This is a genomic window from Modestobacter lacusdianchii, assembly GCF_054177765.1.
Genome location: NZ_JBJJTJ010000003.1, coordinates 1 through 12,137, shown reverse-complemented (window position 1 = coordinate 12,137; position 12,137 = coordinate 1). Strand labels below are relative to the sequence as shown.

12 protein-coding genes and 1 rRNA gene are annotated in these 12,137 nt (G+C 74.7%); 11 read left to right on the top strand and 2 right to left on the bottom strand.

The window, feature by feature from the left end; all coding sequences use genetic code 11:
* Window positions 1-46 precede the first annotated feature (46 nt).
* The gene (locus ACJTNH_RS02650) at window positions 47-847 is read left to right on the top strand and encodes an SDR family NAD(P)-dependent oxidoreductase (RefSeq protein ID WP_458172720.1); all 801 of its coding nucleotides are present in this window, start codon (window positions 47-49) and stop codon (window positions 845-847) included.
* 4 nt (window positions 848-851) lie between these two features.
* Here ACJTNH_RS02650 and ACJTNH_RS02645 read toward each other — a convergent pair whose 3' ends face one another.
* Both ACJTNH_RS02645 and ACJTNH_RS02640 read right to left on the bottom strand, forming a co-directional pair.
* The gene (locus tag ACJTNH_RS02645; RefSeq protein WP_458172719.1) at window positions 852-1,169 is read right to left on the bottom strand and encodes an STAS domain-containing protein; all 318 of its coding nucleotides are present in this window, start codon (window positions 1,167-1,169) and stop codon (window positions 852-854) included.
* Window positions 1,170-1,305: 136 nt separating this feature from the next.
* Window positions 1,306-2,187: a diacylglycerol/lipid kinase family protein gene (locus tag ACJTNH_RS02640; protein ID WP_458172718.1), complete on the bottom strand. Its 882-nt coding sequence runs from the start codon at window positions 2,185-2,187 to the stop codon at window positions 1,306-1,308.
* 132 nt (window positions 2,188-2,319) lie between these two features.
* On the opposite strand from ACJTNH_RS02640, the gene argC reads away from it, so the two are divergent.
* The 10 genes from argC to ACJTNH_RS02590 form a co-directional block, all read left to right on the top strand.
* Window positions 2,320-3,357 (top strand): N-acetyl-gamma-glutamyl-phosphate reductase, encoded by a 1,038-nt coding sequence (gene argC / locus ACJTNH_RS02635; RefSeq protein WP_458172717.1) that lies wholly within the window; start codon window positions 2,320-2,322, stop codon window positions 3,355-3,357.
* Window positions 3,354-4,505, top strand: coding sequence for a bifunctional glutamate N-acetyltransferase/amino-acid acetyltransferase ArgJ (gene argJ / locus ACJTNH_RS02630; RefSeq protein WP_458172716.1), 1,152 nt, complete (start codon window positions 3,354-3,356; stop codon window positions 4,503-4,505). Before argC ends, argJ begins: the two co-directional genes overlap by 4 nt.
* Window positions 4,502-5,578: an acetylglutamate kinase gene (gene argB, locus ACJTNH_RS02625; RefSeq protein ID WP_458172715.1), complete on the top strand. Its 1,077-nt coding sequence runs from the start codon at window positions 4,502-4,504 to the stop codon at window positions 5,576-5,578. The genes argJ and argB overlap by 4 nt, the downstream gene beginning before the upstream one ends.
* Complete coding sequence (locus tag ACJTNH_RS02620; RefSeq protein ID WP_458172714.1) at window positions 5,575-6,759, top strand: acetylornithine transaminase; 1,185 nt, start codon at window positions 5,575-5,577, stop codon at window positions 6,757-6,759. Before argB ends, ACJTNH_RS02620 begins: the two co-directional genes overlap by 4 nt.
* Window positions 6,756-7,703, top strand: a complete 948-nt coding sequence (argF, locus tag ACJTNH_RS02615) for an ornithine carbamoyltransferase (RefSeq protein ID WP_458172713.1) — start codon at window positions 6,756-6,758, stop codon at window positions 7,701-7,703. The genes ACJTNH_RS02620 and argF overlap by 4 nt, the downstream gene beginning before the upstream one ends.
* Before the next feature lie 22 nt (window positions 7,704-7,725).
* A complete protein-coding gene (locus tag ACJTNH_RS02610; protein ID WP_458172712.1) occupies window positions 7,726-8,268 on the top strand; it encodes an arginine repressor in 543 nt (180 codons plus the stop codon).
* Window positions 8,265-9,707, top strand: a complete 1,443-nt coding sequence (gene argH / locus ACJTNH_RS02605) for an argininosuccinate lyase (RefSeq protein ID WP_458172711.1) — start codon at window positions 8,265-8,267, stop codon at window positions 9,705-9,707. The genes ACJTNH_RS02610 and argH overlap by 4 nt, the downstream gene beginning before the upstream one ends.
* Window positions 9,708-9,724: 17 nt before the next feature.
* Window positions 9,725-10,387, top strand: coding sequence for a DNA-3-methyladenine glycosylase (locus ACJTNH_RS02600; protein ID WP_458172710.1), 663 nt, complete (start codon window positions 9,725-9,727; stop codon window positions 10,385-10,387).
* Window positions 10,388-10,419: 32 nt separating this feature from the next.
* Window positions 10,420-11,703, top strand: a complete 1,284-nt coding sequence (tyrS, locus tag ACJTNH_RS02595; protein WP_458172709.1) for a tyrosine--tRNA ligase — start codon at window positions 10,420-10,422, stop codon at window positions 11,701-11,703.
* Between the two features lie 369 nt (window positions 11,704-12,072).
* Window positions 12,073-12,137, top strand: a 16S ribosomal RNA gene (locus ACJTNH_RS02590); the annotation flags it as partial.

Sequence of the window (12,137 nt, the reverse complement as noted above, 5' to 3'; positions counted from 1 at the left end):
TCCTCCTCACCACCCGCAAGCTCGCGGCGAGCCTCTGGACGGGGCCGTGCTGACGGGGACGGTGGCGCTGGTCACCGGGGCCTCGGCCGGGATCGGCCGGTACCTGGCGCAGGGGCTGGCCGAACGGGGCGCGACGGTGGCCGGGCTGGCCCGCTCCGCCGACCGGCTGCACGCGGCGATGGACGAGGTCGCCGCGGCCACCGGTGCCCGCACGCTGGCCGTGGCCGCCGACGTCACCGACCCCGCCGCCGTCCAGGACGCCGTCGCCCGGGTGGCCGGCGAGCTCGGGCCGGTCACGCTGCTGGTCAACAACGCCGGCCTGATCGACGCCGCCGAGGTGCCGCTGTGGGAGGCCGACCCGGACCAGTGGTGGCAGGTCGTGGAGAGCCAGGTGCGCGGGCCGTTCCTGGTCTCCCGCGCGGTGGTCCCCGGCATGATCGCCGCCGGTGGGGGCCGGGTCATCGGGCTGGCCAGCGGCCTGGGCACCCGGGGGAGTGACGTCTACAGCGCCTACTCGGCCGGCAAGACCGCGCAGATGCGGATCACCGAGGGCATCGACCTGGCCGGCGCCGCGCACGGGGTGCGGGCCTTCGACCTGGCGCCCGGGGTGATCGACACCGCGATGACCCGGGCGATGCCGATGCACGCCGGGCGCACCGAGTGGACCCGCCCGGAGGACGTCGTGGCGCTGGCCGTGGCGATCGCCGCCGGCGAGCTAGACCAGTGGTCCGGCCGCTTCTTCCGGGCCGGCGCCGACGACCTCGACGTGCTGCGGGCCACCACGCCGGAGGGCGCCGCCCGGCAGCTCCGGCTGCGCCCGTACGGGGCCGACGACCCGATCGGCTGAGCGGTCAGCAGACCGCCGCGAACAGCGTCGCCGCGCCGGCCACCTCGAGCATCCGCCGGACGGTGCGGGAGGGCCGGCGGAGCTCGGGCAGCCGCCCGGCCCGGCGCGCCTGATCGGTCTCCCGCACCAGCAGCCGCAGCGCGCGGCCGTCGAGGAAGGTCGCGGCGGACAGGTCGACGGCCCCCGCCTCCCGGGTGCGGGGGCCGCCGGCGTCCCAGGCGTCGACCACGGAGTCGTCGACCTCGCCGCGCAGGGTGAGCACGACCACGCCGTCCTCCTCGACCAGGTCGATCCCGCCGGGCTGCTGCTGGGCGTCGGTCATGCCGGTGTCCCTCCTCCTGCCCGGCGTCGTCAGCCGGACCGAGGCGGACTCTGCCCGACCCTGCTGACAGGAAGCTGTGCGTCGCCGGGTCCTGCCCTGGCCAGGTCGGGCCGTCCCGCCGCCGACGGGGGGCGGGTCAGAGCACGGTGGCCAGTGCGCGCGGCGCGATGTCGACCGACACCGGGGTGTCCGGGGCCAGCTCCACCAGCTCGCCGTCCAGCTGGAGCGGCATGGGCGCGAGCGGGGTGAACGCGTAGTGGGTGGCGCTGGGCTGCGGCCCCAGCCCGCGGGTGGCCGCCCGCACCGCGGTGGCCAGCACCCGCAGCTTGCCGGTCCGCTCCTGGGTGATCACCTCGAAGCGCCCGTCGTCGGGTGCGGCGCCGTCGCTCAGCGTCGCGTACTTGGCCATCTGGGAGATGTTGGCGAACAGCAGGCTGTCGACCGTGCGCTCCTGGCCGTCCTCCAGCCGGATGGGGAACGGCCGGAACCGCCAGAACCCGCGGACCACCGAGACCAGCTCCCGCCACGACCCCTTGCCGCCCTCCTCCAGGTCGACGGCCACCACGGGGGTGATGCCGACGCCGATGTAGGAGTGGGCCCAGCGGGTCTGCGCGGTGGCGCCGCTGCCGAGGGTGAGCCGGAGCAGGTCGATCCGCTGGACGTCCCCGGCCACGATGGCGTCGGCCAGGTGGTGCGCCCGCGTCGTCCGGCGGTGGTCGTTGGCGTTGCCGGCGGCCCGGACGGCGCAGACGGCCCGGTCGTTGCCGGCCTCGACCACCCCGTTGACGACCTCGTTGTAGCCGCCGTCGCCGCTCACCGAGACCAGCAACGGGCACCCGGCGGCCGCGACCTCGCGGGCGATCTCGCGGGCGTGCCCGGCGCGCTGGGTCGGGCGCAGCTCCACGGGCACGGCCGGCAGCCGCTGGACCAGCTCGGTGCGCAGCTCCTCGGCCGACTGCGGGGCGTTGCCGGTGCTGTGCGGGTTGAAGACGATCACGATCCGGTCGAACGGGCTCACGGGTGGCCTCTCCTCGGGTGCGGGCCGGCGGGCGACGGGCCGAGAGCCCGCTGTTCACTGCCCAGCCCACGGCCCGGGCACGCACGACCCCGGCACTGCACGGTCATGCACACTCCGGTATGGTCATGCACTGTGAGTCAACAGACGTGGACGGTCGGGGTCACCGGCGCCACCGGGTACGCGGGCGGTGAGGTGTGCCGGCTGCTGGCCGGGCACCCGCACCTCCGGCTGACCGGGGTGCACGCCAACTCGAGCGCCGGCCGACGCCTGGGCGAGCTGCAGCCGCACCTGCTGCCCTACGCGGAGATGGTCGTCCAGCCCAGCGACGCCGCGGACCTCGCCGGCTACGACGTGGTGGTGCTGGCCCTGCCGCACGGGGAGTCCGCGGCCATCGCCGCCCAGCTCCCGGACGACGTCCTGGTCATCGACTGCGGCGCCGACCACCGGCTGAACGACCCGGCCGCCTGGGCGCGCTGGTACGGGGGTGAGCACGCCGGCTCCTGGCCCTACGGCCTGCCCGAGCTGCCCGGTCAGCGGGACGAGCTGGCCGGCGCGCGGCGGATCGCCGTCCCGGGCTGCTACCCGACGTCGGTCACCCTGGCGCTGGCGCCGGCCCTCGCCGCCGGCCTGGTCACCCCGGACGTCGTCGTGGTCGCCGCCAGCGGCACCAGCGGCGCGGGCAAGTCGGCCAAGACCCACCTGCTCGGCAGCGAGGTGATGGGCTCGGTGAGCGCCTACGGCGTCGGCGGCGTGCACCGGCACACCCCGGAGATGGTGCAGAACCTGTCACAGGCGGCCGGTACTGATGTGCGGGTGAGCTTCACCCCGACCCTCGTGCCGATGAGCCGGGGCATCCTGGCCACCTGCTCGGCCCCGCTGGCCGACGGCGTGGACGGCGACGCGGTCCGGGCCGCCTACACGAAGGCCTACGCCGACGAGCCGTTCGTCCACCTGCTGCCCGAGGGGCAGTGGCCGACCACCGCCGCGGTGCTGGGCGCCAACACCGTCGCGCTGCAGGTGGCGGTCGACCCCGACGCCGGCCGGCTGGTCGTGGTCGCCGCCGTCGACAACCTGACCAAGGGCACCGCCGGCGCCGCGCTGCAGTGCGCCAACCTGGCCCTCGGTCTCCCCGAGACCACCGGCCTCCCGCTCGTGGGGGTCGCCCCGTGACCGTCACCGCCCCCCAGGGCTTCCGGGCCGCCGGGGTCGCCGCCGGGCTGAAGTCCAGCGGCGACCGGGACGTCGCCCTGGTCGTCAACGACGGCCCGGACGACGCGGCGGCCGCCGTGTTCACCACCAACCGCTTCCCGGCCGCGCCGGTGCTCTGGAGCCGGCAGGTGCTCGCCGACCAGCGGCTGCGCGCGGTGGTGCTCAACTCCGGCGGCGCGAACGCCTGCACCGGGCCCGACGGCTTCGGCGACACCCACGCCACCGCCGAGCACGCCGCCGGTCTGCTGGGGCTCGGCGCCATCGACGTGGCGGTGGCCTCCACCGGCCTGATCGGCGTCCGGCTGCCGATGGAGCAGCTGCTCGCCGGGGTCACCGAGGCAGCCGGGGGGCTCTCGGCCGAGGGCGGCCCCGACGCCGCCCGCGCGATCATGACCACCGACACCGTGCCGAAGACGACGACCCAGGCCGGGGACGGCTGGACCGTCGGCGGGATGGCGAAGGGCGCGGGCATGCTCGCCCCGTCGCTGGCCACGATGCTGGTCGTGCTCACCACCGACGCCGTCGTCGCCCCGGACGTGCTGCAGCGCGCGCTGCGGGTGGCCACCAGCGTGAGCGTGGAACGGGTCGACTCCGACGGCTGCCTGTCCACCAACGACACCGTCATCGCGATGGCCAACGGCGCCAGCGGCGTGACCCCGTCCGAGGGCGAGCTGACCGCGGCCCTGACCGCGGCGGCCACCGACCTGGCGATGCAGCTGCTGGCCGACGCCGAGGGCTCGACCAAGGAGATCGCGATCACCGTCCGGAACGCCGCGTCGGTGCAGGACGCGCTGACCGCCGGCCGGGCCTGCGCCCGCAACAACCTGCTCAAGACGGCGCTGTTCGGCAACGACCCCAACTGGGGGCGGGTGCTGGCGGCGATCGGCACCACCGACGCCGCCTTCGAGCCCGACCAGGTCGACGTGACCATCAACGGGGTCACCGTCTGCCGCGGCGGTGCCATCGGCGACCCGCGCGAGGGCGTCGACCTCACCGGCCGGGCCATCACCATCGACGTCGACCTCCGGGCCGGCACCGAGCAGGCCACGATCTGGACCAACGACCTGTCCCTCGCCTACGTGCACGAGAACTCGGCCTACTCGACATGACGAGCCACACCCCGGGCCCGGCCCAGGACCCCACCCCGCCCGACCTCGCCCCTGACCAGGTGGCGCCCGCCGGTGTCGCCGGCCAGCAGGACCCGACGCCGCCGGACGTCCCGGTCGACGAGACCCCGCCGCGCCGGTCGATCGGCACCCACCGGGTGATGCGGGTCAACGACCCCGAGGGCGACGCCCGCAAGGTCGCCGTCCTCACCGGGGCGCTGCCCTGGCTGCGCGAGTTCCACGGCAACGTCGTGGTGGTCAAGTACGGCGGCCACGCGATGGTCGACGAGGACTGCCGCCGGGCCTTCGCCGAGGACATGGTCTTCCTGCGGACCTGCGGCATCCTCCCGGTGGTCGTGCACGGCGGCGGGCCGCAGATCAGCGGCATGCTCAACCGGCTGGGCATCGCGAGTGAGTTCCGCGGCGGGCTGCGGGTGACCACCGAGGAGACGATCGAGGTCGTCCGGATGGTGCTCACCGGCCAGGTGGGCCCGGAGGTGGTCGGCCTGATCAACTCGCACGGCCCACTGGCCGTCGGGCTCTCCGGCGAGGACGGCGGGCTGTTCACCGCCGAGCGCACCCACGCCATCGTCGACGGCGAGCCGGTGGACGTCGGGCTGGTCGGCGACGTCGTCGCCGTCGACCCCGCCCCGGTCACCGCGCTGCTGGCGGCGGGGAAGATCCCGGTCGTCGCGACGGTGGCCCCGGACGCCGACGGCCAGGTGCACAACGTCAACGCCGACACCGCCGCCGCCGCGCTCGCCGTGGCGCTGGGCGCGGTGAAGCTCGTGGTGCTCACCGACGTCGAGGGCCTCTACGCCAACTGGCCCGACCGCGACTCGCTGGTGGAGCAGATCGACGCCACCGAGCTCGCCGAGATCCTGCCCCAGCTGGACGCCGGGATGATCCCGAAGATGGCCGCCTGCCTGCGGGCGGTCGAGGGCGGGGTGAAGCGGGCGACCGTCGTCGACGGCCGGCTGCCGCACGCCCTGCTGCTGGAGATGTTCACCACCGAGGGCACCGGCACGATGGTCGTGCCTGCCGAGTCGACACCGGAGGGAGTGGCAGCACCGTGACGCACACCGAGGAGCTGGCCACCCGCTGGTCGGCCGTGATGATGGGCAACTACAAGACCCCGCCGGTGGCCCTGGCCCGTGGGGCGGGCGCCACCGTCTGGGACGTCGACGGCCGCGAGTACACCGACCTGCTCGGCGGGATCGCGACGACGATCCTGGGCCACGCCCACCCGGCGGTGGTGCACGCGATCACCGCCCAGGCGCAGCTGCTGGGCCACGTGTCGAACCTGGCGATGCACGAGCCCGGCGTGCTGCTGGCCGAGCGGCTGCTGGAGCTGACCGGGCGCTCGGGGCGGGTGTTCTTCTGCAACTCCGGCGCCGAGGCCAACGAGGCCGCCTTCAAGATCAGCCGGCTGACCGGCCGGCCCGAGGTGGTCACCGCGATCGGCTCGTTCCACGGCCGCACCATGGGCTCCCTCGCCCTCACCGGCCAGCCGGGCAAGGCCGCCGCCTTCGCCCCGCTGCCCGGCGGCGTCCGGCACGTCCCCTACGGCGACGCCGACGCCCTGCAGCTCACCGACGCCACGGCGATGGTGCTGCTGGAGCCGATGCTGGGGGAGGGGGGCGTGCTGCCCGCCCCAGCCGGCTACCTGGCGGCCGCGGCTGCTGCCGCCCGCGACGCCGGCGCCCTGTTCGCCGTCGACGAGGTGCAGACCGGCACGGGCCGCACCGGGCACTGGTTCGCCCACCAGGCCGACGGGCTGCAGCCCGACGTGATCACCCTGGCGAAGGCCCTCGGCGGTGGCCTCCCGCTGGGCGCGACGCTGGCCTTCGGCCCGGCGGCCGAGCTGCTGACCGCCGGCTCGCACGGCTCCACGTTCGGCGGCAACCCGATCGCGGCCGCCGCCGCCCTCGCGGTGCTCGACACCCTCCGCGACGAGGGGCTGCTCGAGCGGGCCAAGGAGATCGAGCACCGGGTCACCGCCGGGATCGAGGCGCTCGGCCACCCGGGCATCAGCGGCGTGCGCGGCCAGGGAGCGCTGCTGGGCGTCGTCCTCACCGCGCCGGTCGCCGCCGCGGTCGAGGCGCGCCTGCGCGCCGCCGGCTTCCTGACCAACGGGGTGGCCGCCGACGTCGTCCGGCTCGCCCCACCACTGGTCGTCACCGACGCCCAGCTCGACGCCTTCGTCGCGGCCCTCCCGGCCGCCCTCGACGCCGCCCTCCAGGAGAGCGACCAGTGATCCGGCACTTCACCAAGGACGACGACCTCACCCCGGCCGAGCAGGCCGAGGTGCTCGCACTGGCCGCGCAGCTCAAGGCCGGCCGGCACACCGCCGAGGCGCCCACGCCGCTGCGCGCGCCCAACGGCGCCCCGAAGCCGGTGGCCGTGCTCTTCGACAAGCCCTCCACCCGCACCCGGGTCAGCTTCTCCGTCGGGATCACCGAGCTCGGTGGCTTCCCGCTGGTCGTCGACGCCGGGGCCAGCCAGCTCGGCCGTGGTGAGTCGGTCGAGGACACCACCCGGGTGCTCGACCGGCAGGTCGCCGCGATCGTCTGGCGCACCTTCGGCCAGGACCGGCTGGAGACGATGGCCGCGACCAGCCGGGTGCCGGTGGTCAACGCGCTCACCGACGAGTACCACCCGTGCCAGATCCTGGCCGACCTGCAGACGGTGCAGGAGCGCCACGGCCGGCTGGCCGGGCTGACCTTCAGCTACCTCGGTGACGGGGCCAACAACATGGCCCACTCCTACCTGCTCGGCGGCGCCCTGGCCGGCATGCACGTGCGGATCGGCTCACCGGAGGCCTTCCAGCCCGACCCCGCCGTGCTGAAGCGGGCCACGGAGATCGCCACGGACACCGGTGGCTCGGTGCAGTGGACCGCCGACCCGGCCGCGGCCGCCGACGGGGCCGACGTGCTGGTCACCGACACCTGGGTCTCCATGGGCCAGGAGGACGAGTACGCCACCCGGATCGCGCCGTTCGAGCCCTACTCCGTCGACCAGGCGGCGCTGGCCCGGGCCGCCGACGACGCCGTCGTCCTGCACTGCCTGCCCGCCTACCGCGGCAAGGAGATCGCCGCCGAGGTGATCGACGGGCCGCAGAGCGCGGTGTGGGACGAGGCGGAGAACCGGCTGCACGCCCAGAAGGCGCTGCTGGCCTGGCTGCTGGAGCGGTCGGCGTGAGAGCTGCCCTCGCGGGGCGCGCGTGACGACCGCGCTCACCCGCCAGGCGCGGCACGCCCGGATCGTCGAGCTGATCACCGCCGGGCCGGTCACCTCGCAGACCCAGCTGGCCCGGCTGCTGGCCGAGTCCGGCGTCGAGGTCACCCAGGCGACGCTGTCCCGGGACCTCGAGGAGCTCGGCGCGGTGAAGCTGCGCGGGTCCGACGGAGCGCCGGCGTCCTACGTGCTGCCGCCGGAGAACGCCCCGCTGCGCCCGGCCCAGTCCGCGCCGGCCCGGCTGACCCGGCTGCTGGCCGACCTGCTCACCAGCGCCGAGGGCAGTGCCAACCTCGCCGTCGTCCGCACCCCGCCGGGCGCCGCCCAGTTCCTGGCCTCGGCGCTGGACAAGGTGGGCCTCCCCGACGTGCTGGGCACCATCGCCGGGGACGACACTCTGCTGGTCGTCTCCCGCGCCCCCGACGGGGGCGCGGCGCTGGCCGACCGGCTCCGCGCGCTCGCCGAGCGCGCGCCGGCGGCCCCCCACGACCCCGACCTGACCGACGACGGAGAAGAGAGCACACCGTGACGGAGTCGAACGGCGCCAGCCACACCCGCCTGTGGGGCGGCCGGTTCGGCGGCGGGCCCTCCCCGGCGATGGCCGCGCTGTCCAAGTCCACCGACGTCGACTGGCGGCTGGCGCCCTACGACCTGGCCGGCTCCCGGGCGCACGCGCGGGTGCTGCAGCGGGCCGGTCTGCTCACCGTCGACGAGCTGGCCAAGATGATCGGCGCGCTCACCGAGCTGTCCGCCGAGGTCGCCGACGGCACCTTCACGCCGATCGAGGCCGACGAGGACGTGCACGAGGCGCTCGAGCGCGGCCTGCTCGAGAAGCTGGGCGCCCTGGGCGGCAAGCTGCGCGCCGGCCGCAGCCGCAACGACCAGGTGGCCACCGACCTGCGGCTCTACCTGCGGCACAACGTCCGCCGCCTGGTCGGCGAGCTCGCTTCGCTGGAGTACGCGCTGATCGGGCTGGCGCTGCGCTACCGGGACGTCGCCGCGCCGGGCATGACGCACCTGCAGCACGCCCAGCCGGTCCTGATCGCCCACCAGCTGCTCGCCCACGCCCACTCGCTGTCCCGCGACGTCGACCGGCTGCTGGACTGGGACAAGCGCGCCGCGGTCAGCCCGCTGGGCTCCGGGGCGCTGGCCGGCTCCTCGCTGCCGCTGGACCCCGACGGCGTCGCCGCCGAGCTCGGGTTCGACCGCGCGGCGGACAACAGCATCGACGCGGTCAGCGACCGCGACTTCGCCGCGGAGTTCTGCTTCGCCGCGGCGCTGATCGGCGTCCACCTCTCCCGGCTGGGGGAGGAGGTCGTGCTCTGGACGTCGACCGAGTTCGGCTGGGCCAAGCTGGACGACGCCTGGGCGACCGGGTCGTCGATCATGCCGCAGAAGAAGAACCCCGACATCGCCGAGCTGGCCCGCGGCAAGGCCGGCCGGTTCGTGGGCAACCTGACCGGCCTGCTCACCATGCTCAAGGGCCTGCCGCTGGCCTACGACCGCGACCTCCAGGAGGACAAGGAGCCGGTCTTCGACTCCGTCGAGCAGCTGCTCCTCCTGCTGCCCGCGGTCACCGGCATGATCGCCACCCTGACGTTGCGGCCCGAGGTCATGGAGGCGGCTGCCCCGCAGGGCTTCGCGCTGGCCACCGACGTCGCCGAGTGGCTGGTGTCCACCGGTGTCCCGTTCCGGTCCGCCCACGAGATCAGCGGCGCGATGGTCGCCTTCTGCGAGGAGGCCGGGCTCGAGCTCGACGAGCTGGACGACGAGCAACTGGCCGGCATCGACGACCGCCTCACGCCCGAGGTGCGCAGCGTGCTGCACGTCGAGGGGGCGCTGGCCGCACGCGGTGCCCGGGGGGGTACTGCGCCCGAGCGCGTCGCCGAGCAGCTGACGTCGCTCGCGGAGCTGGCCAAGCACCACTCCGACTGGGCCGTGCACTCGCCGGTGGCGGCGGCGCTCTGACGTCCCGGGAGCACCGCATGACCGACGCCGTGCCGTCCGGGCCCGGGCCGCTCGTCGCCGAGGAGGAGCTGCTCGGGCCGGTCGACGAGGTGGCCCGGGCGCTGCTGGGCTGCTGGGTGGTCACCGACCGGCCCGAGGGGCAGGTGGCGCTGCGGCTCACCGAGGTCGAGGCGTACTCCGGGCAGGGTGAGGACCCTGCCTCGCACGCCCACCGGGGCCCGACGCCGCGGGCGGAGATCATGTTCGGCCCGCCCGGGCGGCTCTACGTCTACTTCAGCTACGGCGTGCACTGGTGCGCCAACGTCGTCGTCGGACCGGCCGGGCGCGGGTCCGCGGTGCTGATGCGCGCCGGGGAGGTCGTGGCGGGGGAGCCGGTGGCCCGGTCCCGCCGTCCGGCCGCCCGGGTGGCGCGGGACCTGGCCCGCGGCCCGGCCCGCCTCACCCAGGCGCTCGCGATCGGCCCCGACGACCGCGGCACGGACCTCCTCGACCCGGCGTCGTCGGTGCGGCTGCACACCGGGGCACCTCCGACGCTGGTCTCGACCGGTCCCCGAGTGGGGATCAGCGTGGCGACCGAGCTGCCGTGGCGCTTCTGGGAGACCGACGCGGCCTCGGTGAGCGTCTTCCGGGCAGGCGGGAAGCCGCGGCGGGGGAGTGCCAGGCAGGATGGGCGACCGTGACGTCTGCGCCTCCCGGGATCGACGGGCCCTCCGTGATCGATGAACTGCACCGCCGTGGGCTGATCGCCCAGAGCACCGACGAGGACGCCTTGCGCGCACACCTCGCCGAGGGCCCGGTCACCTACTACTGCGGCTTCGACCCCACCGCGGCGAGCCTGCACGTCGGGCACCTGATCCAGTTCATGGTGCTCCGGGCGCTGCAGCGGGCCGGGCACCAGCCCATCGTGCTCGTCGGCGGGGCGACCGGGCTGATCGGTGACCCCCGCCCGTCGTCCGAGCGGCAGCTGAACGACCCGGCGCAGGTGGCGAGCTGGGTCGACCGCATCCGCCGGCGGGTGGCGCCCTTCCTCGACCAGCCGGCGGCCGAGCAGGGGCTCCGGGCACCGATCTACGTGGACAACCTGGAGTGGACCTCGCCGTTGTCGGCGATCGACTTCCTCCGCGACCTGGGGAAGCACTTCCGGGTCAACCGGATGCTGGCGAAGGAGGCGGTGTCGGCCCGGCTCAACTCCGACGCCGGGATCAGCTACACCGAGTTCAGCTACCAGATCCTGCAGGCCAACGACTTCCGGGAGCTGTTCCGGCGGCACGGCTGCACGTTGCAGAGCGGCGGCTCCGACCAGTGGGGCAACATCACCGCCGGCACGGACCTGGTCCGCCGCACCGAGGGCGCCTCGGCGCACGCGCTGGCGACCCCGCTGATCACCACCGCCGACGGCAAGAAGATCGGCAAGACCGAGGGCGCAACCATCTGGCTCGACCCCGAGCACACCAGCCCCTACGCGTTCTTCCAGTACTGGCTCAACATCGACGACGTCGACGCCCGGGCCTGGCTCCCGTTGTTCTCCGAGCGCCCCGCCGACGAGGTGGCCGCGCTGGTGCGGGAGTCGGAGGAACGCCCCGCCTCCCGGGCACCGCAGCGTGCCCTGGCCGAGGAGCTGACCCGGCTGGTGCACGGGCCTCAGGAGCTCGCGCAGGCGGAGGCCGCGGGCAGGGCGCTGTTCGGACGGGCCGAGCTGACCGAACTGGACCCGCAGACGCTGGCCGCGGCGCTCACCGAGGCCGGTGCGGTCGAGGTCGACGACCCGGCGGTGCCCGTGGCCACCCTGTTGCAGCAGACGGGCCTGGCGTCGTCGCTCTCCGACGCGCGCCGCACGGTCAAGGAGGGCGGCGCATACGTCAACAACGTGCGGGTCACCGACGCCGACACCGTGCCGGCGCCGGGGGACTGGCTCCCCGGTGGCTGGCTGGTGCTCCGCAAGGGCAAGCGTTCGGTGGCCGGCGTGCACTGCGCGGGGGCGGCGACAGCCGCCTGACCTGGGCGGTTCCCGGCTCGTCGGACCTGCCGCCCCGGCGTGTGAACGCCAGGTGACGGGGACGTCTCAGGCAGGTGGCGCGCGTCACCCGGCCCGGGTTTGACACGTCCCGCGGAGCCACGTAACTTTCTCTCTGCGCCGGGAACGACCGCGAGGCCGGGCCCGGGCGCCGAAGCGAGACAACACAAGCCGGAGACGACGACCTGAGAGGGTCTGGTTCGCCGCGCGTCCGCTCCTTGAGAACTCAACAGCGTGCCGAAAGTCAGTGCCAAGTATCAAAACCCCCATTCGGCGTCTTCGGATGTCGTTGGGTTCCTTTGGTTGATTGAACGAGAGTGCCAACTCTTGGTCTCAGCCGCGATCAAATCATCTACGGAGAGTTTGATCCTGGCTCAGGACGAACGCTGGCGGCGTGCTTAACACATGCAAGTCGA